This is a genomic window from Nocardia carnea, assembly GCF_029868855.1.
Taxonomy (GTDB): Bacteria; Actinomycetota; Actinomycetes; order Mycobacteriales; family Mycobacteriaceae; genus Nocardia; species Nocardia carnea_A.
In genome coordinates this window covers 19,202-40,314 of the sequence record NZ_JARWOV010000348.1, presented here as the reverse complement: position 1 = coordinate 40,314, position 21,113 = coordinate 19,202, and the positions used below count along the sequence as shown (strand labels likewise).

Annotated in this window: 19 protein-coding genes; 10 read left to right on the top strand and 9 right to left on the bottom strand. The window is 67.8% G+C overall.

From position 1 onward, the window contains the following. Nucleotides 1-217: 217 nt before the first annotated feature. Both cobM and QH195_RS35020 read right to left on the bottom strand, forming a co-directional pair. Nucleotides 218-976: a precorrin-4 C(11)-methyltransferase gene (gene cobM / locus QH195_RS35025; protein WP_280421279.1), complete on the bottom strand. Its 759-nt coding sequence runs from the start codon at nucleotides 974-976 to the stop codon at nucleotides 218-220. Between the two features lie 30 nt (nucleotides 977-1,006). Next, on the bottom strand, nucleotides 1,007-1,432 hold the full coding sequence (locus QH195_RS35020) for a PPOX class F420-dependent oxidoreductase (RefSeq protein ID WP_280438537.1): 426 nt from the start codon (nucleotides 1,430-1,432) through the stop codon (nucleotides 1,007-1,009). 149 nt (nucleotides 1,433-1,581) lie between these two features. Between QH195_RS35020 and QH195_RS35015 the strand changes: the two genes are divergently transcribed. Both QH195_RS35015 and QH195_RS35010 read left to right on the top strand, forming a co-directional pair. Continuing rightward, entirely contained in the window at nucleotides 1,582-1,929 is a 348-nt protein-coding gene (locus tag QH195_RS35015; RefSeq protein ID WP_280421277.1) for a DoxX family protein, read from the top strand. A 338-nt stretch (nucleotides 1,930-2,267) separates the two neighbouring features. Further along, nucleotides 2,268-3,647 (top strand): MFS transporter, encoded by a 1,380-nt coding sequence (locus QH195_RS35010; RefSeq protein ID WP_280438536.1) that lies wholly within the window; start codon nucleotides 2,268-2,270, stop codon nucleotides 3,645-3,647. Nucleotides 3,648-3,687: 40 nt separating this feature from the next. On the opposite strand, the gene QH195_RS35005 is transcribed toward QH195_RS35010, so the two are convergent. From QH195_RS35005 to QH195_RS34990, 4 genes are all read right to left on the bottom strand, one after another. After that, nucleotides 3,688-4,710, bottom strand: a complete 1,023-nt coding sequence (locus QH195_RS35005; RefSeq protein ID WP_280438535.1) for an Rpn family recombination-promoting nuclease/putative transposase — start codon at nucleotides 4,708-4,710, stop codon at nucleotides 3,688-3,690. 165 nt (nucleotides 4,711-4,875) lie between these two features. Continuing rightward, on the bottom strand, nucleotides 4,876-5,202 hold the full coding sequence (locus tag QH195_RS35000; protein ID WP_280438534.1) for a hypothetical protein: 327 nt from the start codon (nucleotides 5,200-5,202) through the stop codon (nucleotides 4,876-4,878). A gap of 222 nt (nucleotides 5,203-5,424) precedes the next feature. Next, nucleotides 5,425-5,871 (bottom strand): YybH family protein, encoded by a 447-nt coding sequence (locus QH195_RS34995; protein ID WP_280438533.1) that lies wholly within the window; start codon nucleotides 5,869-5,871, stop codon nucleotides 5,425-5,427. Between the two features lie 10 nt (nucleotides 5,872-5,881). Further along, a complete protein-coding gene (locus QH195_RS34990) occupies nucleotides 5,882-6,511 on the bottom strand; it encodes an SACE_7040 family transcriptional regulator (RefSeq protein ID WP_280421246.1) in 630 nt (209 codons plus the stop codon). A gap of 95 nt (nucleotides 6,512-6,606) precedes the next feature. On the opposite strand from QH195_RS34990, the gene QH195_RS34985 reads away from it, so the two are divergent. The 8 genes from QH195_RS34985 (at nucleotide 6,607) to QH195_RS34950 (ending at nucleotide 17,811) form a co-directional block, all read left to right on the top strand. Then, a complete protein-coding gene (locus QH195_RS34985) occupies nucleotides 6,607-8,226 on the top strand; it encodes a carboxyl transferase domain-containing protein (RefSeq protein ID WP_280438532.1) in 1,620 nt (539 codons plus the stop codon). Further along, nucleotides 8,226-10,319, top strand: a complete 2,094-nt coding sequence (locus tag QH195_RS34980; RefSeq protein ID WP_280438531.1) for an acetyl/propionyl/methylcrotonyl-CoA carboxylase subunit alpha — start codon at nucleotides 8,226-8,228, stop codon at nucleotides 10,317-10,319. The genes QH195_RS34985 and QH195_RS34980 overlap by 1 nt, the downstream gene beginning before the upstream one ends. Before the next feature lie 82 nt (nucleotides 10,320-10,401). Further along, nucleotides 10,402-11,562 (top strand): acyl-CoA dehydrogenase family protein, encoded by a 1,161-nt coding sequence (locus QH195_RS34975; protein WP_280421249.1) that lies wholly within the window; start codon nucleotides 10,402-10,404, stop codon nucleotides 11,560-11,562. After that, a complete protein-coding gene (locus QH195_RS34970) occupies nucleotides 11,559-12,089 on the top strand; it encodes a MaoC family dehydratase (RefSeq protein ID WP_280421250.1) in 531 nt (176 codons plus the stop codon). Before QH195_RS34975 ends, QH195_RS34970 begins: the two co-directional genes overlap by 4 nt. 43 nt (nucleotides 12,090-12,132) lie before the next feature. After that, nucleotides 12,133-12,972, top strand: coding sequence for an HpcH/HpaI aldolase/citrate lyase family protein (locus tag QH195_RS34965; protein WP_280438530.1), 840 nt, complete (start codon nucleotides 12,133-12,135; stop codon nucleotides 12,970-12,972). 5 nt (nucleotides 12,973-12,977) lie between these two features. Then, the gene (locus tag QH195_RS34960; RefSeq protein WP_280438529.1) at nucleotides 12,978-14,921 is read left to right on the top strand and encodes an acetoacetate--CoA ligase; all 1,944 of its coding nucleotides are present in this window, start codon (nucleotides 12,978-12,980) and stop codon (nucleotides 14,919-14,921) included. Between the two features lie 389 nt (nucleotides 14,922-15,310). Continuing rightward, a complete protein-coding gene (locus QH195_RS34955; RefSeq protein WP_280438528.1) occupies nucleotides 15,311-16,351 on the top strand; it encodes an NAD(P)-dependent alcohol dehydrogenase in 1,041 nt (346 codons plus the stop codon). 155 nt (nucleotides 16,352-16,506) lie between these two features. After that, complete coding sequence (locus QH195_RS34950; RefSeq protein ID WP_280438527.1) at nucleotides 16,507-17,811, top strand: TetR/AcrR family transcriptional regulator; 1,305 nt, start codon at nucleotides 16,507-16,509, stop codon at nucleotides 17,809-17,811. A 24-nt stretch (nucleotides 17,812-17,835) separates the two neighbouring features. Here the strand turns inward: QH195_RS34950 and QH195_RS34945 are convergent, their stop codons facing one another. Genes QH195_RS34945 through QH195_RS34935 form a run of 3 tightly spaced genes read right to left on the bottom strand, consistent with a single transcriptional unit; the run spans nucleotide 17,836 to nucleotide 20,912 of the window. After that, nucleotides 17,836-18,606, bottom strand: coding sequence for a hypothetical protein (locus QH195_RS34945; RefSeq protein ID WP_280421255.1), 771 nt, complete (start codon nucleotides 18,604-18,606; stop codon nucleotides 17,836-17,838). Between the two features lie 12 nt (nucleotides 18,607-18,618). Continuing rightward, nucleotides 18,619-19,800 (bottom strand): MlaD family protein, encoded by a 1,182-nt coding sequence (locus QH195_RS34940; protein ID WP_280438526.1) that lies wholly within the window; start codon nucleotides 19,798-19,800, stop codon nucleotides 18,619-18,621. After that, a complete protein-coding gene (locus tag QH195_RS34935) occupies nucleotides 19,797-20,912 on the bottom strand; it encodes an MCE family protein (RefSeq protein WP_280438525.1) in 1,116 nt (371 codons plus the stop codon). Before QH195_RS34935 ends, QH195_RS34940 begins: the two co-directional genes overlap by 4 nt. Nucleotides 20,913-21,113 lie beyond the last annotated feature (201 nt).

Genomic DNA, 21,113 nt, shown 5'->3' with positions numbered 1-21,113 from the left:
ATGTTACATCGGACGCCCGGTACCACTCGGCACGTCCGGTGTCGTGGGACACCGTGTACCCGCACCCGCGCGCCGACTCCTGACCACCGATCCAATCTACCGTCGTACCGGCGCCACACCAACCGGGTTACGCAGGTGCAGGCCGGGGCCCGCGCGGCGGTCGCCCGAGTGTCCGGGCAGGTCCCGCCGTGGGCGCTCGCCCTGTACTCGCCCGGAGTTATCCGGTGAGGTGGGCACGGTCACGTGCCGGGTCGTAAAGGTGGGATTGCGCACAGGCCGTACCCGGGTCCAGAGCCCGGCCGACCAAGATCACCGCAGCCTGCCGCAGCCCGGCGGCCTCGACCTGATCGGCGATATCGGCCAGGGTGCCGCGCAGCACGGCCTGGTCCGGCTGGCTGGCCCGGTACACCACCGCGACCGGACAGTCGGCCCCGTAGTACTCGGTCAGCTGCAGCGCCAGCTCCCGGGTACGGGTGACGGCCAGATGCAACGCCAGCGTGGCGCGGGTCCGGGCGAAACCGGACAGCGCTTCGGCGTCCGGCATCGCGGTCGAACGGGCCTGCATCCGGGTCAGCACCACCGACTGAACGACCTCGGGAACCGTCAGCTCCGTGCCCAGCAACGCCGCCGCGGCGGCATACGCGGGGACCCCCGGAGTGATATCCCACGGGACCCCCGCCGCGTCGAGCCGGCGCGTCTGCTCGGTGAGTGCGGAATAGAGGGAGGTATCACCCGAACACAGCCGCGCCACCTCCCGCCCGGCGGCGGTCGCCCGCACCAGATGCCCGGTGATCTCGTCGAGGTCCAGCCGCTGGGTATCGATCAGCTCCGTACCGGGTGCACAGTGCGCGATCACCTCCGGATCGAGGTAGGTCCCCGGATACAGGCATACCGGGCATCGCCGCAGCAACTCCACCGCACGCACGGTCAGCAGATCGGCGGCGCCGGGCCCGGCCCCGATGAAGTGCACGGTCATGGGTCGAGCATAGGACCGGCGACGACCGGCTCAGCCGACAGCGTCGAAGAAGGCGATGACCTTGGCCGGCTGCACACGCACCAGCAGCTCGCCGGGCACGCCGTTGCGGCGGCCGAACTCGTCGGCGCGGGCCGTACCCATATAACGGCCGCCGATCGCGGTCGCCGTTCGCAGTAGTTCGGCCGGATCCTCCGAGAGCGTCACTGTGCCCTGGATCTGGACCGCCGCATACGGCGACTCCTCCAGGTCCACCACCAGCGCGATCCGGGGGTCGCGCTGCAACGCCTTCCCTTTCGCGGTGTTCTTGCCGGTATTGAACACGATTTCGTCCCCGTCGAGCAGGAACCAGACCGGGGTCACCACCGGACGCCCGTCACCGGCGGTGAACGCCACCTTGGCGGTACGGGTTCCGTAGCTGAGGAATTCGCGCACCTTGGGATCGGAAAGCGAGGCCATGCGGATCAGCCTAGGCCGCGACGTTCGCTGCCCGGCATGTTTCGCGGCCCGGCGAGCCGCGACTCGATACGGCGATGTCACACCTCGGTTCACCGCTTCGTCCATCAGGTACCTGCCGGAATCCACCGGCCGCAGAGAGATGGTGCGTGATGGATATCGCTTATTACATCGTCGGAACACTGACCGCCCTTTGGGTCGGGTTCTCGGGCTACTCGCTGTTCTCGAAACAACAGTTCGTTGTCGAACCGCTCGAGCAGTACGGAGTGCCGCGGTCGTGGTGGAACTGGCTGGCGCTGGCAAAAACCGCCGGTGCGCTCGGATTGGTGGCCGGGTTCGCACTCCCCGCGCTCGGCGTCGCGGCCGCCGTCGGCCTGATCCTCTACTTCCTCGGCGCCACCGCGACGGCGCTGCGAGCACGCTCGTACAAGACCTCGGTGTTCCCGCTGCTGTACTTGCTCCCGGTGGCCGCGACGCTGGTCCTGCAACTGGCCCGGTAGCCGGCGCGGATGACGGACCCGGATCGGCTCGTGCCGATCATCGCCCAGCGGTGAACGCGCACAGCCGTACCGGGGTCGCGGTGGGGCGGAGGCCGACCCGCTGGGCATCATCCCATCTGCCCCGGCAACGTCCGGCCCGCCGACCGCCGGAACGAGACTTGTTCGCGTTGGACAAGCAAACGGGACCGGCGCAGGCGAGCCGGTGGTCACGGCGGACAACCGTTCTCACTGACCGGACCGCGGACGTACCAACCGCACCGAATCACCGGTACGGCGACCGTCCACGGGCGATACTCCGAATGGCCCTGCGGGTCGGGGCAGCGCGTGAGGAGTTGGCGATGAGCGTGGTGGACGGGACGGAACGGGCCGACGGGAGCTCGCCACCGGATCGGACCGGGTTGCGGCGGGTGGTCGCCGCATCCATGGCCGGGACCGTGGTGGAGTGGTACGAGTTCTTCCTCTACGGCACAGCGGCGACGCTGGTGTTCAGCAAGATCTTCTTCCCGGAGTCCGACAGCGAACTCGACGCGATCCTGAAGGCCTTCCTCACCTATGCGGTCGGGTTCGCGGCCCGGCCGCTCGGCGGCATCGTATTCGGGCATTTCGGCGACAAATACGGCCGCAAGCGGCTACTGCAATTCAGTTTGATCCTGGTGGGTACCGCCACCTTCCTGATGGGCTGCCTGCCCACCTACGGCCAGATCGGCTACGCGGCGCCCACACTGCTGGTCCTGCTGCGATTCCTGCAAGGTTTCGCCGTCGGCGGCGAATGGGGCGGCGCGGTACTGCTGGTGGCCGAACACAGCCCGAACCGCAGCCGCGGTTTCTGGGCCAGCTGGCCGCAATCCGGGGTCCCCGGCGGCAACCTGCTCGCCACACTCGTTCTGCTGGGCCTCACCGCGACCCTCTCCGACGAGGCCTTCCTCTCCTGGGGCTGGCGCGTCGCCTTCTGGCTGTCGGCAGTGGTGGTGCTGATCGGCTACTACGTGCGCACCAAGGTCACCGACGCACCGATCTTCACCGCCGCCCAGCGCACCGCCGAACAGGTGCGGACCTCGTCGTTCAGCGCGATCGAGGTGCTGAAACGGTACCCGCGCGGCGTTTTCACCGCCATGGGCCTGCGGTTCGGCGAGAACATCATGTACTACCTGGTGGTCACCTTCACCATCACGTATTTGAAGGTCCAGCACGATATGGAAACCGACGACATCCTGTGGTGGTTGCTGGCCGCGCACGCCGTCCACTTCGCGGCCATCCCCCTCGTCGGCGCACTCGCCGACCGGGTGGGCCGGCGGCCGGTCTACCTGGCCGGCACCATCGCCGCGGGCGCTTGGGGTTTCTTCGCCTTCCCGATGATGGACACCGGAAACGGGTGGGTGATCACCGCCGCGATCATGTTGGGCCTGATCGCCCACGCGTTCATGTACGCCCCGCAGCCCGCGATAATGGCCGAGATGTTCCCGACCCGGATGCGCTACTCCGGCGTATCCCTCGGCTACCAGGTCACCTCGATCGTCGCGGGCTCACTGGCTCCCGTCATCGCGGTCAAACTGCTGGACGTCTTCGACTCCCCGGTCCCGATCGCCCTCTACCTGGCCGCAGCCGCCGCCGTCACCGCTGTCGCGGTACTGGTCGCCCGGGAAACCAAGGGCTTCGATCTGGCCGATGTCGACCGTGCGGATGCGGCACGCGATACAACGACAACCGTCCGCCTCTGACCCACGACACCCTCACGGAACAGCGCGGCCGCGGTCCGGATCAGGCGAACAGCTCGTCGAGGGTGGTCGCTGTCAACACCCGAACTGTCCACGTCCGAACCTGTGCGAGCTCTGCGGAGTGGACATGATGCACGATCGCGTCAGGTAGGGGACCGAACTTGGCGGTCATCTGCTCGATCAGCGCCTCGGCACGTCCGCGTGCCTCACCCCGTGCCTCACCGCGTGCCTCGCCGCGTGCTTCGATGATTTCTGCTGTGGTCACGATCGCCTCCTTCGCTCGCGGGCCGAGCCGCTCGAAAACCGCAGCCACGTCGGCCTCGGGGGTTTCGCTGACCGTCATGAGGTAGTTCAGCAGGGTCAGGTAATCGCCGAGGGGATCCGGGCCGGATTCCAATGCGCGTAGGTCGTCGAGCCAGTCCAGCATATCGTGCCCCAATGCCGGGTTCTTGGGTGCGATGCGCTGCAGGACCAGCAGCACCCTGGCCGCGGGCGTGAGGTCACGTTCGCGCAGGGCGGCGGGGTCGAGTGCGGCGATGTCGTCGAGCAGGAACCGGAACCGGGGCAGGTACGGGCCGAGGGCTTCGCGGGCGGCGTCGTCGAGGTCGAGCAGGTCGGACAGTTCGGTGGGTGCCGACCAGGCTCTGCCCTCGGCGGTGTTGTGCACGACCAGCGGGATGATGGCGGGCAAGGTGGTCGCCGTGGTGGCGCCGGGTCGTTTCAGTTTGCGGTCGCGGTGGTTGTCGGCCAGGTGGTGGCGCCAGATGGCGATCATGTATTCGAGCATGCGGAAGGCCATGAACCGGTCGCTGCTGGATTGGTGTTCCATCAGGACGTAGATGTAGGCGGGGTGGCCGTCGAGGCGGGTTCGGTAGAGCAGGTCGCTGTAGCGGTTGCTCAGGTCGGGGTGGACGAAACTGCCCGGTTGTAGGCGCAGGTCGGTGAAGTCGATGCGGTGGATGATCGCCGCGGGTAGGGCGGTGCGTAGCTCGGAGGCGGCGTTGTCGTGGCGTGCCATGACTTTCCGGAAGTACGCATCGTGCGGGTTGGACCGCTGCTCGGTCATGGCGGCGACCTTATGCCGATGGGGCGACAGACAGCCAAACGGACAAATCGACTGGGAAGCAACCCGTCTGGAGTCGACCCCGCCGGTGACTGCGGCGGGGTCGGAGCCGAATTCGCGTAAGCGAGTCACGCGTGGCGTAGTCATCGCCTGCCGACAGCAGCGGGTCTACGCCGTGAGGAACGCGACCCACAGCAGTGCGGTGATGACGAAGAGGACCGGTGTCGTGATCCGGGCGACCCGGACTCGATGGCGGGCCGGGAAGGCGAAGGGAACCGCGACCGCGGTGACGAGCGCGGCGGGTACGGAGAACACGAAACCCCCGATCAAGCCGTAACCGTGGGGATCGTATGCGGGGTCGCTGACGAGGCGGAACGCGAGCACGAGATATATACAGCGCAGCCAGACCGAGCCGACGGCAATTCCCACACCACCGGCCACCACCGGGACAACCCACCGGGAAAGGGCCTTTCGCGTGGTGCGGTACGTGGTCATCGGATTTGTTCCGCGACGGCCTCGGCGAGCTCGATCGTCGGTTTCACCTGCATGGTGCCCTCCCTGCGACCATCACAACACATCGCGCCGGCTCGGGAAAGCCCTACGGGGCAGACGGCCGGGCAGCTTCCCGCGGATCGGAATACCCTGCCGCGCAGGTCGAGCGGCAGAGTGAAACGACGGCGCCGTGGTCCGCCGGAGCTTTCATGGCCGGTTGTCTCTTCAGCTCGCGACCGATCCCGCGATATTGGTGTTGTGCGCCGAACACACCCACCAGGTCCCGTCACGCCGGAGCAGGACCCAGGTGCCTCGGTTGGCGAGCGAGAACTCCGCGGTGTGCAGGGTTTGCTCGACGTTGACGATCGCATGGTCGGGCGTCAGGAGACGTAGGGCCAGCAGCTCGAAACGAGCTCGCGCGTCCGGGCTGTCGCCGAGGCGAGCGCGATGGTAACCGTGCAGTTCGTCCCAGCCACGGAAGATCGCGCCCGCCGGGGTGATGAAGACGACGTCTTCGGTGAACACCTGGTCGAACGCCGCTGCGTCCTTGGCCGCCAACGCGGATTCCAGTTGCCGGAAAAGGTTTTCGATCTCGGCGGTCGTTGCCGCATCGACACCGGATATGCCGGCTGTGGGACGGGCGGTGGAAGAATGGTGCTCGAGAGAACTCACTGCCCGCACGCTACCCCGGCGGCCCCTCGCCACCTCGGTCCGGTAGTGGACCGGTGAGTGCGGCCAGTGCCATCGACCGCAGCACGGGCCTCGTGCGGTCGCGGGCCGGGCCGGCACTGTGCGGGGTGGAGTTGAGCAGGCCGAAGACCGCGTGGGCCTGGACCCGGGCGGTTGCCTCGTCGAGACCGGGTGTCAGTTCACAGAGGACCCGCACCCAGATCTCCACGTAGCGGCGCTGGGTCCGGCGGATCTCGCGGCGGGCCGGAAGGGGGACATTGTCGAGGTCGCGGTCCTGGATACGGATGAGTTCGGGGTCGCCGAGGGCGAAGTCGAGGTGGAAGTCCACCAGGCCGGCCAGGGCAGCGGTTGGATCGGCGGCGTCACCGGCGACCGCGGTGCCGCCGTCGAGGAGGCGGCGGCTGATACCGACCAGGAGTTCGACCAGCAGGGCTTCCTTGTTCGGGAAATGCCGGTATACGGCGGGGCCGCTGATACCGGCCGCCGCGCCGAGGTCGTCGAGGCGCATACCGAGGTAGCCGCGTTCGGCGATCAGCCTGGCACCGGCAGCCAGCAGTTGGTCGCGGCGCTGCTGTTTGCGCAGTTCCCTGCTGGTCGGGGTGGCAGAATCGGCGCTGGTCACCCGTACTCCTTCGGCTTTCTCTGGACAACTCGGTTAGTCAAGATTAACCTGAATTCCAGTTATCAGCGATTAACTCAGATGGGCAGGATCATGCGATGACCCGCACCGCGAGCCCCGCGTCCGCCGCCCGGCCGGCAACCGGCAACCGGGCCGCCAACCAGGCCCTGGTCGACGAGTTGCGCCGCCGCCTCACCGATACCGCCCGCGGCGGTCCGGAGAAGGCACGGCAGCGCCATATCGATCGCGGCAAACTCCTGCCGCGCGATCGGGTGGATCAACTGCTCGACCCGGGTAGTCCGTTCCTGGAACTCTCCCCGCTGGCGGCCAACGGCATGTACCGGGACGAGTCGCCGGGTGCCGGGATCATCACCGGTATCGGACGGGTGGCGGGCCGCGAATGCGTCATCGTCGCCAACGACGCCACCGTCAAGGGCGGCACCTACTACCCGATCACGGTGAAGAAGCATCTGCGCGCCCAGGAAGTGGCGCTGCACAACAACCTGCCGTGCCTTTACCTGGTCGATTCCGGTGGCGCCTACCTGCCCGAACAGGACGAGGTATTCCCCGACCGCGAGCATTTCGGCCGGATCTTCTACAACCAGGCCACCATGAGCGCGCAGGGCATCGCCCAGATCGCGGCGGTGCTGGGTTCGTGCACCGCGGGCGGAGCCTATGTCCCGGCGATGAGCGACGAGGCTGTCATCGTGCGAGATCAGGGCACGATCTTCCTCGGCGGCCCACCGCTGGTGAAGGCCGCGACCGGGGAGGTGGTGACCGCCGAGGAGCTCGGTGGCGGCGCCCTGCATTCGCGCACCTCCGGGGTCACCGACCATCTGGCCGACGACGACCGCGACGCGCTGCGGATCGTGCGCCGGATCGTCGGCACACTCGGACCGCGCCCGGAACCGGCATGGGACGTAAGGGAAGCCCGGGAGCCGGCGGTCGCCGCCGACGACCTCTACGACGTGGTCCCGGTGGACCTGCGCACCCCGTACGACGTGCGCGAGGTGATCCATCGCCTCGTCGACGGCGGGCCGGACCGGGAGACCGGATTCCACGAGTTCAAAGCCGAATACGGGACCACCCTGGTCACCGGTTTCGCGCATATCCACGGGCATCCGGTGGGTATCGTCGCCAACAACGGTGTGCTGTTCGGCGAATCCGCCATGAAGGGCGCGCATTTCATCGAGCTGTGCGATAAACGCAAGATTCCGCTGCTTTTCCTGCAGAACATCACCGGATTCATGGTCGGGCGCGATTACGAGGCTTCGGGGATCGCCAAACACGGCGCCAAAATGGTCACCGCGGTGGCATGTGCGCGGGTACCGAAGCTCACCGTGGTGATCGGTGGCTCGTACGGGGCCGGGAACTACTCGATGTGCGGGCGGGCCTATTCACCGCGGTTCCTGTGGATGTGGCCGAACGCCCGGATCTCGGTGATGGGCGGCGAGCAGGCGGCATCGGTACTGGCCACCGTGCGCGGCGATCAACTCGACGGCAACGGTCAGCCCTGGAGCGAGGCCGATCAGGAAGCGTTCAAGGAACCGATCCGGCGCCAGTACGAGGCGCAGGGCAACCCCTATTATTCGACCGCCCGGCTCTGGGACGACGGGGTCATCGACCCGGCCGATACCCGGACCGTGCTCGGACTGGCCCTCTCGGTGTGCGCGCAGGCACCGCTGGAACCGGTCTCCTACGGCGTTTTCCGGATGTGATGACCGTGCTGAACAACAACCATCCGCTCCCGTTCGACACCGTGCTGGTGGCCAATCGCGGTGAGATCGCCGTACGCGTGATCCGCACCCTGCGCGCCATGGGTTTGCGCTCGGTGGCCGTGTACAGCGACGCCGACGAGCACGCGGCGCACGTGCAGGTCGCGGATATCGCGGTCCGGCTGGGACCCGCCGCCGCCCGCGAGAGCTACCTGAACATCGACCGCATCGTGGACGCCGCCCGCCGCACCGGCGCTCAGGCCGTCCACCCCGGGTACGGATTTCTTTCCGAGAACGCCACTTTCGCTGCCGCACTGGATGCCGCCGGGATCGTTTTCCTCGGACCGCCCGCCAAGGCGATCGAGATCATGGGCGACAAGATCACCGCGAAGACCACGGTGGCCGCCTCGGGTGTGCCGGTGGTGCCGGGCATCGCCGAACCCGGCCTGTCCGATGCCGCACTCATCGCCGCTGCCGCCGATATCGGCTACCCGGTACTGGTCAAACCGTCCGCGGGCGGTGGCGGGAAAGGTATGCGGCGCGTCGACGACCCCGCCGACCTGCCGGGTGCCCTGGTCAGTGCCCGCCGGGAGGCCGCGGCCTCGTTCGGCGACGACACCCTGTTCCTGGAACGGTTCGTGACCCGTCCGCGGCATATCGAGGTGCAGGTCCTGGCCGATACGCACGGCACCGTGCTGCATCTGGGTGAACGGGAATGCAGTCTGCAGCGCCGGCATCAGAAGGTGATCGAGGAAGCGCCTTCACCGTTGCTGGACGCCGAGACCCGTGCCCGGATCGGTGCCGCAGCCTGTGCCACCGCCCGCAGCGTCGACTACGTGGGCGCGGGCACAGTCGAGTTCATCGTCTCCGCCGACCGCCCGGACGAGTTCTTCTTCATGGAGATGAACACCCGCCTGCAGGTGGAACATCCGGTGACCGAGCTGGTCACCGGGTTCGACCTGGTGGAATGCCAGGTCCGGATCGCCGCCGGGCAGCGGATCCGCCTGCAGCAGGACGATATCCGTTTACACGGCCACGCGGTCGAGGCACGGGTGTACGCCGAGGATCCGGGCCGCGGTTTCCTACCGACCGGTGGCACCGTTCTCGATCTCCGGGAGCCGGCGGGACCGGGTGTGCGAGTGGACTCCGGGCTCGCCGTGGGCACGGTGGTGGGCAGCGATTACGACCCGATGCTCGCGAAGGTCATCGCGCACGGCCCCGACCGCGCCGCCGCACTGGCCGCGCTGGACCGGGCGCTCGCCGAGACGGTGGTGCTCGGAGTGCGTACCAATACCGATTTCCTGCGTTTCCTGCTGGCCGACCCCGAGGTGGTAGCGGGTCGCCTGGATACCGCGCTCCTGGACCGGCGGGCCGGCGATTTCACGCCGGAACCGGTGCCCGACGAAGTTTTCGCGGCTGCCGCCGTATACCGCTGGCTGCGGCAGTGGCCGCAGGGACCGGCCGACCCGTGGTCCTTCCCGACCGGGTGGCGTGTCGGGACGGCCGCACCGATCCGGGTCCGGCTGGCCGGCGGCGATCGCACGGTGCACGTCTATCTCACGGGCACCCCGGATGCGGCCGAACTGCGTGTAGAGGACGCCGCATCGGTACCGCTGACCGCGGAACTCGCCCGGGCCGACGCAGGGCAGGATTCCGGCGATTCCGTCCGCACCCTCACCCTCACCCTCGACGGGCTGCGGCGCAGTTACCGGGTCGCGGAATCGGCCGGCCTCCTCTGGGTGGCCGGGCCGGGCGGGGTTGCCGCGGTGCGGGAACTGGCCGAGGAGTCCGTCCGGGCCGACGCCGCCGCGGTGCACGATGCCGAGATCCGCAGCCCGATGCCCGGAACCGTGCTCGCGGTCGCCGCGGAGACCGGCGCCACGGTGGCGGCCGGCGATCCGATCCTGGTGGTCGAGGCGATGAAAATGGAACATTCGCTCACCGCTCCCCTCCCCGGGACGGTCGAGATCCTGGTGGCAGCCGGCACTTCGGTGCGACTCGACGAGGTACTCGCCCGGGTCCACGTCGAGGCCGCGGCCGGCGAACCCGCGGGACCCGCGCGTTCCGCCGAAAGCATCGGTGCCGATCCCGAATGATCCCGACGAGATCGACGCCCACCGGGCCGAAGCCGGACGACACGGCGTCCCTGTACCACTCCGAGAACGAGAAGAGGCAAAGGTGAGCGATTTCCTGTCCACCGGCACCCTGCCCGACCACTACCGCGACCTCGCGCTCACCGTGCGGGATTTCGCGAACCAGGTGGTCGCGCCCGTGGCGGCGAAACACGATGCCGAACACAGTTTCCCGTACGAGGTCGTCGCGGGAATGGCGAAGATGGGCCTGTTCGGGCTGCCGTTCCCCGAGGAGTACGGCGGGATGGGCGGCGACTATTTCGCGCTGTGCCTGGCCCTGGAGGAACTCGGCAAGATCGATCAGAGCGTCGCCATCACCCTGGAGGCCGGGGTCTCGCTCGGTGCCATGCCGATCTACCGGTTCGGTGACGAGAAACAGAAGCAGGAGTGGCTGCCGCGGCTCGCCAGTGGGGAGAGTCTCGGCGCGTTCGGCCTCACCGAACCCGGCGCGGGCAGCGACGCCGGGGGCACCCGCACCACCGCCGTCGAGGACGGCGACAGCTGGATCATCAACGGCAACAAGCAGTTCATCACCAATTCCGGTACCGATATCACCGCCCTGGTGACCGTGACCGCGGTGACCGGGCAGACCGGCGGCAAAAAGGAGATCTCCACCATCCTGGTGCCCGCCGGCACCCCCGGTTTCACCGCCGAACCCGCCTACAACAAGGTCGGCTGGAACGCTTCGGACACCCATCCGCTCACCTTCACCGATGTCCGGGTGCCCAAGGAGAACCTGCTCGGCGAACGCGGGCGAGGCTATGCCAACTTCCTGCGCATCCTCGACGAAGGCCGGATCGCCATCGCCGCGCTCTCGGTCGGCGCCGCTCAGGGGTGTGTGGACGAATGCGTGCGCTACGCCGGTGAACGCGAGGCGTTCGGCAAGACGATCGGCAGCAACCAGGCCATCGCCTTCAAAATCGCCCGGATGGAGGCGCGCGCGCATACCGCTCGCACCGCCTACTACGACGCCGCAGCGCTCATGCTTTCCGGGAAGCCCTTCAAGAAGCAGGCTTCCATCGCCAAACTCGTCGCCAGCGAGGCCGCGATGGACAACGCCCGGGATGCCACCCAGATCTTCGGCGGCTACGGGTTCATGAACGAGTACCCGGTGGCCCGCCACTACCGCGACAGCAAGATCCTGGAAATCGGCGAGGGCACCACGGAAGTACAACTGATGCTGATCGGACGGGAGCTCGGGCTGTGAGCGGCGAGGACAAGATCACCAAAAATGTCGAGCACGACACCACCGGCCTGAAAAGGGTCGTACAGTCCGGTCTGTGGTTCGAGGAACTGGAAACCGGTGTGCTCTACGAGCACCGGCCCGGCCGCACCATGACCGAAACCGACAATGTGCTGTTCAGCACCCTGACCATGAACAACCAGGGCCTGCACATCGACAAGGCCTACAGCGACGCCCAGGAACCGTTCCACGAGCGGCTGGTGAACTCGCTGTTCACCCTGGGCACCATGGTCGGGCTGGCGGTCGCGCATCTCACCCAGGGCACCACGGTCGCCAACCTCGGCTTCGAGGATGTGAAGTTCCCGGCGCCGCTGTTCCACGGCGACACGATCTATGTCGAAACCGTGGTTCTGAAGAAGCGGGAATCGCAGAGCCGACCCGGCCAGGGTGTGGTCACCTTCCGGCATGTGGCGCGCAACCAGCACGGCACCATCGTGGGTATCGCCGTCCGGCACGCCATGATCCGGATGCGTCCAGCGGAGAAGGCGTGAAACCGGGCACCGCCGTGGCCGGCACACGCAGGAGGAAAGCCCGATGACCGATCGACCCGCACCCACCCCCTGGGAGTCCGCCGGCCCGGCGTGGCTGTTCTGCCCGGCCGACCGTCCCGAGCGCTACCGCAAGGCCGCCGACGCCGCGGACGTGGTGATCCTCGACCTCGAGGACGGTGTCGCACCGGCCGACAAACCGGCCGCTCGCAAGGCACTCACCGAAACCCCGCTCGACCCGGCCACCACCGTGGTGCGGGTCAACCCGGCCGGCACCGCCGACCACGACCTGGACCTACAGGCCCTGCGCAGCACCGAATACCGGTTGATCATGCTGCCGAAAACCGAATCCGCCGAACAGGTCAGCGGTCTCACCGGCTACGGGGTCTTCGCACTCATCGAATCCCCCGCGGGCGCGCTGGCCATCGAATCGATAGCCGCCGCGCCCGGCACCCTGGGCGTGATGTGCGGTGTCGAGGATCTCGTCGCCGCGATGGGCGGTACCGGTACCCGGCGCCCCGACGGCAGCTACCGGGATGTGGCGCTTCACCTGCGCAGCACCGGATTGCTCGCCGCCAAGGCGTATCGGCGGCTCGCCCTGGACATGGTGTACCTGAACATCCGTGACCTGGACGGTCTGCGCGCCGAAGCCGAAGACGCGGTCGCGGTGGGTTTCGATATCAAGGTCGCCATACATCCCGCGCAGATCCCGGTGATCCGCGCCGCCTACGCTCCCTCCGAGGATGAGGTCGCGTGGGCGCAGAGTGTCCTCGCCGCCGCCCCGAACCACCGCGGCGTCTTCACCTACGAGGGACGCATGGTGGACGCCCCACTACTCCGCCACGCCGAACAGATCCTCCAGCGGGCCGGAAAAACAGGAGGTTGAAACCGGTGCAACCACAGTGGGTACCCAGCGCACGGGATATCGCCGACGCCCGGGTCACGGATTTCGCCCGCTTCGTCGAGACGCGGACCGGCGCCGAGCTACCGGACTATCACGCCCTGTGGCGGTGGTCGGTGGACCATCTCGCCGATTTCTGGGCGGCGCTGTGGGATTACTTCGATCTGGGCCCCGTCGGGGACGAGGTGCTCGGCCGGCCCGATATGCCGGGGGCGCAATGGTTTCCCGGAACCACCCTGAACTACGTGGACCGGATCGTCGCGCAGGCCCGCACCGACCGGCCGGCGATACTGCAGGTCACCGAGGGCACCGGGGAAGTCACCGAAACCTCCTGGGCCGAACTGCTCGCCGGGGTTGCCGCCTTCGCCCGTTCGCTGCGTGCGCTGGGGGTCCGGCCCGGCGACCGGGTGATCGGTTACCTGCCGAATATCACCGAGACCGTGATCGCCTTCCTGGGCACCGCCGCGGTCGGCGCCGTGTGGAGCGCCTGCGGTCAGGACTATTCCGCCAAGGCCGCCCTGGACCGGCTGGGCCAGCTGGAGCCTACGGTGCTGGTCACCGCCGACGGCTACCGTTACGGCGGTAAGGCGCACGACAAGAGCGCCGATATCGCCGCGCTGCGCACCGGGCTGGGTTCCCTGCGCGCCACCGTCGTGGTCTCCCGGCTGGGGATCGAGATCCCCGACAGCACACCGTGGCCGGTGGCCGCCGACCCGGCGGGGCACACCCTGCCCGAGACCGAAACGGTCTCCTTCGAGCACCCCCTGTGGATCGTCTTCTCCTCCGGCACCACCGGGCTGCCCAAGGGAATCGTGCACGGACACGGCGGCGTCGTGCTGGAACATCTCAAAGCCGTTGCCCTGCAATCCGATATCGGACTCGACGACACCTTCCTCTGGTACACCAGCCCGAGCTGGATGATGTGGAACTTCCAGATCGCCGGCCTGCTCACCGGCGCCACCATCGTCTGCTACGACGGCAGTCCCGCCCATCCGCGGCCCGACACCCTGTGGGAGATCGCGGCCCGCACCGGCACCACCGTGCTCGGCACCAGCCCGGGCTACGTCCTGGGTTGTATGAAAGCAGGTTCGGTACCGGCGACCGATCACGACCTGTCGGCGCTGCGACTCATCGGAATCACCGGTTCCTCGCTACCGCCCGCCTCCTCGCTGTGGTTGCACGAGAACGCCGGTGGGGTCCCGGTGGCCTCCATCAGCGGCGGCACCGATGTGGTGTCGGCGTTCGCCGGTGGGGTGCGCACGGTCCCGGTATGGCCGGGCGAGCTGTCGGCGCCGTACCTGGGGGTCGCGCTGGACGCCTACGACGAGGCGGGGCAACCGGTACGCGACGAGGTCGGCGAACTGGTGGTCACGGCTCCCATGCCGTCCATGCCGATCCGTTTCTGGCGCGACCCCGACGGCACCCGCTACCACGACGCCTACTTCGACACCTACCCCGGCGTATGGCGCCACGGCGATTGGATCACCCTGACCGGCCACGGCAGCGTAATCGTCCACGGCCGCTCCGATTCCACGCTCAACCGCCACGGTATCCGGATGGGCAGCGCCGATATCTATCAGGCGGTGGAACGACTGCCCGAGGTCAGCGAAGCCCTGGTGATCGGCGCGGAACAGCCCGACGGCGGCTATTGGATGCCGCTGTTCGTGGTACTCGCCCCCGGCACCGAACTCACCGACGACCTACGTGACCGGATCAAAGAGGTGATCCGCACCGAGGTCTCACCGCGTCACGTCCCCGACGAGATCCTGGCCGCACCCGCCGTACCGCACACCCGCACCGGCAAGAAGCTCGAGGTGCCGATCAAACGCCTGTTCCAGGGCGCCGATCCGGAGCGGGTGGTGGAACGCAGCGCGGTCGACGATCCCGCGCTGCTCGACTGGTACAGCGGTATCCGCCCACCCGGCAGGCGCTGACCGCCGCCGGAACACAGGCCGACCGATCACATCCGGCGATGACCCGCGCCGGCTGACCGGTCGACGGCCGGCTGCGGAGACCACCTGTTCCGGGCCGAGGGCCGCCGGACCGGGTCATTGCGCCGCACCCGCATCAGGTCCGCGCGTCCGCGTCCGCGTCGCCGAGTCGGCTCCGAACGGACGAGAACCAGGCACGGCACCGCATACTTTCCTCAACCGCAGTCCGGCCGGGCACCGGCGCCGCCGGCCCCGCGGGGTGATCTTCGGTAACGGCAAAATGCGCCGCCCGGGCCGGTGCGCGAACTAGCCTGAACCGAGCTGATCCAGAAGCAAGGCCCGCTCCACCTGTACGCACTCAGTCGTCCGGCTCAGGAGAGGACAGGCACGCTATGAAGGCTCTGCAGCATGTGGCAGTCGGTGCGGAACCGGAGGTCCGCGAAATTCCCACACCCGAACCCGGCCCGGGCGAGGTACTGCTTCGGGTGACCGCGGCCGGTGTATGCCATTCCGACGATTTCGTCATGAACAACCCGCCGGAGAACTTCGGTATCGAACTGCCACTGACCCTCGGGCACGAGGGCGCCGGCGAGGTCGTGGCTGTCGGCGCCGGGGTCCGGGGGGCCGATATCGGAACCAACGTCATCGTCTACGGCCCGTGGGGTTGCGGTAACTGCTGGTTCTGCGCGCAGGGCCTGGAGAACTACTGTTCCCGCGCGGCCGAGCTGCGGATATTTCCGCCCGGGCTCGGCGCGCCGGGGGCCATTGCCGAATATCTGATCGTCGATTCGCCACGCCACCTGGTGCCGATCGGCGATCTCGATCCGGTGGCCACCGTACCGCTCACCGATGCGGGCCTCACCCCGTACCACGCCATCAAACGTTCCCTGGGCAAACTGCGTCCGGGATCCTGGACGGTGGTGATCGGTAGCGGCGGCCTCGGCCATGTCGCCATCCAGTTGCTGCGGCATCTCACTTCTACGCGTGTCATCGCGTTGGACGTCAACGACGAGAAGCTCGATTTCGCGCGGTCGGTAGGCGCCCACGAAGCTGTGCTCTCCGATGCGAACGCCGCGGGCAATGTCCGTAAGATCACCGGTCCGGCCGGGGCGAGTCTGGTCCTGGATTTCGTCGGCTTCCAGCCGACCATCGATACGGCGATGGCGGTGGCCGGCGTGGATTCCGATGTGACGATCGTCGGTCTCGGTGACGGCGCATCGGCCGCGCGGATCGGTTTCGGCGTGAGCCCGTACGAGGCCACGGCGACCGCGCCGTACTGGGGTGCCCGCGCCGAACTGATCGAACTCATCGATCTGGCGCACGACGGCGTTCTCGATATCGCGGTCGAGCGGTTTTCCCTCGACGATGCGCCGGAAGCCTACCGCCGGCTCGCCGCCGGAACCCTGCGGGGGCGGGCGGTGATCGTGCCGTAACCACCGGGAGCAGCAACAACCACCGGGTTCGCGGCGAGTCTCGGCCCGTCGCGAACCCGCCCACCGGCGGTGCGCACGGTCCGAGCAGGCGGAATACCCGCCTGACCGGGGGGTGCGGGACAGGGACGCCGGTCGGCCGACGATAGGATTGCGGGATGAGCGTCGACAACAGCCGGGCCCGGCCGTCCACGCCCGCGGTGCGCGTGCGCGGCCGCGACGACCTGGCCGGAGACGGCGCCGACGCCCGCAAGACCACGGGTGATCTGCCCGCACGCCCGGTGCGGCGCCGGCCGAAGAACCGGCGGGCACAGATCGCCGCTGCGGCGGCCAATGCTTTCGGTTCTCTCGGGTACCACGGCGTGAGCATGGAGGATATCGCCGGCGGCCTGGGGATCAGTTCGGCGGCGCTGTATCGGCACTATCCGAGCAAGTACGCGCTGTTCCAGGAGGAATCGCTGCGGGTCGGCCAGGCGTTGGCCGAATCGGTCCGGTTGCCCGCCGACGCCGCGGACCTGCCACCGCAGCAGGCGCTGCGTCAGGTACTCGAGGGATTGAGCGCGGTCACCGTCGCCAATCGGGCCAGTGTCGCGCTGGTGCGCTGGGAGGGTCGCTACCTGGAGCCGGCGGATCGGGAGGTCCGCGCCGAGCAGCAGGCGGTGGTGCTGGATGCCCTGGACAGCCGGCTCGCGGCGTATTCCCCGGGGCTCAGCAACGGAGACCGCAAGGTGCTGGCGATATCGCTGCTGTCGGCCATCACCAGCATTGCCGACCACCATGCGGCGCTTCCAACGAAATCACTTGTCGCGCTACTGGTTTCGATTTGCATGGACCTCGCGGACGTCACTCTGCCACCGCCGGTGGATATCGCGCCCGCACCGCCGGTGGAAATACCGGAATCGTTCAAACACGAACTGCTGCTGCGCAAAGGCGTGGAACTGTTCCATGCCCGCGGCTACCCCAATGTGAGTGTGGAGGATATTGCGACCGCCGCCGGGCTTTCCGCGGCGTCGGCGGTGTATCGCTTCTATCGCGGGAAGAGCGATCTGCTCACCGCCGCGTTCCGGCGCGCCGCCGAACGGGTGTCGAGCGCCATCGGCCCGGCCGTGGCATCGGCCGCCGGCCCGCGGGAGGCGCTGAATTCGCTGATCGACCAGTATGTGGCCGGTTCGTTCGCCGAACGGGAACTCACCTTCGTGTACTACACCGAGTTCCAGCACGTGCCTGCCGAGGAACGCGCCGCGCTGCGCAATGTGCAGCGGCTCAGCGTGGACGAATGGGCCCGGCTGGTGCGCCAGGTCCGGCCCGACCTGTCCGGACCGCAGGCACGGTTCCTGGTACACGCCGCGTTCGCCCTGGTCGTCGATCTCGGACGGTCCTTCGGCACCGTCCCGATCGCCTCCCAGCAGCGGGTCACGCTGCTCATGCAGACCGTCCTGTACGGCCACCCCACCGAAAGCTGAGATCCGGGCGGCCGTACCGGTCGGTCACTGCAGTGGCTTGTCCAGCGGTGAGGTCATCTGATCGACCAGCCAGCGTCCGTCGGTTTTCTGCATCCGCATCACCATGGCCAGCTGTCCCGGAGCGGGCTGTCCCTGGGTGCCCAGACTGGTGACGGTCTGCCCGATCACCACCACGACCTCCGCCGAGGTGGCGTCCGCGGTTTTCACCGCACACTGGATATCTCCCGCGGTCGAGACGACTTCACCGGCGACGAGGGCCTCGCGGAGCTCGGTGGTGGTGGTCTCGAATTCCTGTTTCCAGTCGCCGGTGGCGCCGGCCAGGACGGCGGAGAAGTACGGTTCCAGGTTCTTCGCGTCGTAGTTGGCCAGCACCGGTGCATACCGGCACGCCGCCTGCCGGACTTCGTCGTAGGCGGCCAGCACTTCGGCCTTGTCGCGCTCCTGGACATACAGATACCCGGCTGTGCCCACCGCCCCGATCAGCAGCAGAACCGCCACTGTCAGCGCGCCGAGCAGGACACGCGGCCGAGTTCTCGGGCCCGCCCGTCCCGGCGCACCATCGAACCCGCTCGTTTCCTGCCCGACGAGCAGTTTCTTACTCGATGCAGCCTTGTCCTGATCCGGAGTCGTATCCGAGGAACCCGCCGGGCTACGGACAGACGTTTCCGCCGAATCCGTATCCGGCGAAGCAGGCGCACTCGAGGTCGCCGGCGCTACCGAGTGGTCGGAGGATGTTTCGCCGACCACCGGTTTCGCGTGGTCCTCCGGCTTGCCGGCGACGGGCTTTTCGGTCATTTCGGTCTTCTCCTAACGACCCGGGACGGGACGGGACAGTTCGTTACCGCTGACTCCCGGTGGCGGGCCGGCGGTGTTGTCGGGAATGTCCGGCCGCGGCGCATTCGCCGAACCGCGCACCTGCAGGGCCGGGTCGTCGGTGACGCAGTAGTTGTACAGACGGACCCGGGTGTCGGCCACCGGTTCGGTGGGGGCCACCGGAATGGTGTCGTACTCGCAGGTGGGTCGCGGCCAGATATCGACCAGGGTGTGGAACATCCCGTCGTGTACCGGCACATTCAGCGCAGAAGTGCCCGCCCGCAGGGCCGGGAAGAGGGCCGCGATCGCGGGCCGGCGCAGTTTCGCGGCCCGGGTGATGGCCACGAAATTGGTGACCAGGTTGGTGATCGGGTCCTGCGTTTCGTCGATGAATCCGCCGAGCGTGGCGAGTTGGCCGGGAGCGAGGTCCAGCAGCTGCCGAACTTCCTGGTCGGCGGCGGTGAGCTGCTGGAACAGCGCGCTCGCCGAATCTGTCAGGGTGCCGAGATCGGGTTGCGCGTATTGCGTGGTTTCGGCGATCACCGTCAGGTTTTCGATGAGCTGGCGGGTCTGCGGCAGCAGGGATTCCAGTCCCGCCATCGCCCGGCTGATGCCGGAGATCATATTGCGCAGCCGGTCCGGTCCGCCCGCCAGCGCCTTGTCCAGTTCGTCGACGATCACCGTGAGCCGGTCGGGGTTGAGACCGCTGATCATGGCGCTCATATTCGACAGCAGCGAGTGCACCGTCACCGGGATATGGGTGCGCTCCACCGCCACCCGGTCACCGTCGCGCAGGTAGGGGCCGGTATCCGAGTCCGGCCGGAAGTCCAGGTACTGCTCGCCCACCGCGGACAGCCGCCCGACCACCACCGTGCCACCGACGGGGATCCGCACCCCCGAGTCGATTTCGGCGACCGCCTCGATCCCGGTATCGGAAACCCGGACATCGGCGACCCGCCCTACCCGGGTGCCGCGGAAGTTCACATCGTTGTCGGCGAGCAGACCGCCGGACCCGGTGAGTTCCACGGTCACCCGGTAGGTGCTGTTGGGTAGCAGGTTGATCCGCAGCACTTCCGCGCCGAGGTATCCGCAACCGGCGATCAGCACCATCACGAGTCCGATGTTCGCGACCCTGATCCGGCGCCGGACCAGCCAATTCCACAGCGGAATATTCATCGCGGCCCCTCCTGAGGTGCCGGGGCGGGTTGCGGCGGGCCGGTCAACCGGCCCTGGATCTTCTGCAATACCTGGGCGAGGCTGCCGATGAATGCCGGTACATCGGTGCCATCGGGCAGCCGGCTCTCGGCCGGATCGGTCAGCGCGCCGATACTCAGATAGGAGACCCGCGCCGCGACCGCGAGCGTAGGCCCTTCGAAGGACTGTTCCAGCGAGGGATACAGGGCATGCAATCCGTCCAGCGTCTGCCGCAGGTTGTCACCCATCGCCGTGAATCCACCCATGAGCCGGCGGATACTGTCGAACAGGCTGATGAATTCGGGGCTGGTCGTATCGGTGAAATCCCCCAGCGCCGACATCGTCACCGAGATCTTCTGGATCAGGGCGGTGATATCGCGATTGTTCTCCGCGACCAGCCCCAGCAGATCGGGGAATGTATCCGCGGCCTGCCCCAATTCCTGTTTCCGCGCGGCCAGTTCACCGGTCAGGACGTTCACCCCGTGCAGCACATTGTCGATATCGGCGGTCCGCGCGTTCAGGGCGCTCAGCACCTGGGTCATCTCGGTGATCAAATGCGCCAGTTGTGGTGCGCGCCCGGCGAACATCGAATCCATTTCCGCGGTGATCCGGGCGGCCTGGTTCAAACCACCGCCGTTGAGCAGCAGCGATACCGACACCATGAGTTCTTCCACCGAGGCGCCGGCACCGGTGTGGTCGGTATCGATGACATCGCCATTCCCGAGCAGAGCGGCGTCGGGATCCTCCCGGGGCAGGGTCATGGCAATGAAGACATCGCCGAGCGGAGTGCCCTGCCGCAATTCGGCGGTGGTACCGCGCGGCAGCCGGATATCTTCCCGGATCAGCATGTCCACATCCGCCACGAAATCGGTCGTGGATATACCGGTGACCACCCCGATATCGGTGCCACCGATTTTCACATGCGCCCGGTCCGGCAGGTTCAGTGCATCTTCGAAACGAGCCCGCACGGTATATCCAGGGCCCCCGATACCCGGTTCGGGCATAGGAATGTTCTGCACCGTCACCGCTCCACACCCCGAAACAGCGAGCACCCCCGTCAGCACCAAAGCAATCAGCCCAACCCGTATTCCCATGCCAGCCCCGATCCGTCGCATTGTCGGGCGGGGCCCGCCCGGTTCTGGAGCGACCAGAGGGAGGGAGCGCAGCGACCGACCGGCGGGAGTGAAGAACCGGGTTAATAGGGCCCCGCCCTCGAGACGCGGAGCGTCTCCAAAATCACAGCCCGCCCTTTCACGGCTTGTCCACCCCGCCCATTCACGGCTGCTCCAACTCGC

Coding starts and splice junctions, on each gene's coding strand:
- cobM (WP_280421279.1), bottom strand. CDS start 976: ATGACCGTGCACTTCATCGGGGCCGGGCCCGGCGCCGCCGATCTGCTG.
- QH195_RS35020 (WP_280438537.1), bottom strand. CDS start 1,432: ATGGCCTCGCTTTCCGATCCCAAGGTGCGCGAATTCCTCAGCTACGGA.
- QH195_RS35015 (WP_280421277.1), top strand. CDS start 1,582: ATGGATATCGCTTATTACATCGTCGGAACACTGACCGCCCTTTGGGTC.
- QH195_RS35010 (WP_280438536.1), top strand. CDS start 2,268: ATGAGCGTGGTGGACGGGACGGAACGGGCCGACGGGAGCTCGCCACCG.
- QH195_RS35005 (WP_280438535.1), bottom strand. CDS start 4,710: ATGACCGAGCAGCGGTCCAACCCGCACGATGCGTACTTCCGGAAAGTC.
- QH195_RS35000 (WP_280438534.1), bottom strand. CDS start 5,202: ATGACCACGTACCGCACCACGCGAAAGGCCCTTTCCCGGTGGGTTGTC.
- QH195_RS34985 (WP_280438532.1), top strand. CDS start 6,607: ATGACCCGCACCGCGAGCCCCGCGTCCGCCGCCCGGCCGGCAACCGGC.
- QH195_RS34980 (WP_280438531.1), top strand. CDS start 8,226: ATGACCGTGCTGAACAACAACCATCCGCTCCCGTTCGACACCGTGCTG.
- QH195_RS34965 (WP_280438530.1), top strand. CDS start 12,133: ATGACCGATCGACCCGCACCCACCCCCTGGGAGTCCGCCGGCCCGGCG.
- QH195_RS34955 (WP_280438528.1), top strand. CDS start 15,311: ATGAAGGCTCTGCAGCATGTGGCAGTCGGTGCGGAACCGGAGGTCCGC.
- QH195_RS34950 (WP_280438527.1), top strand. CDS start 16,507: ATGAGCGTCGACAACAGCCGGGCCCGGCCGTCCACGCCCGCGGTGCGC.
- QH195_RS34945 (WP_280421255.1), bottom strand. CDS start 18,606: ATGACCGAAAAGCCCGTCGCCGGCAAGCCGGAGGACCACGCGAAACCG.
- QH195_RS34940 (WP_280438526.1), bottom strand. CDS start 19,800: ATGAATATTCCGCTGTGGAATTGGCTGGTCCGGCGCCGGATCAGGGTC.
- QH195_RS34935 (WP_280438525.1), bottom strand. CDS start 20,912: ATGGGAATACGGGTTGGGCTGATTGCTTTGGTGCTGACGGGGGTGCTC.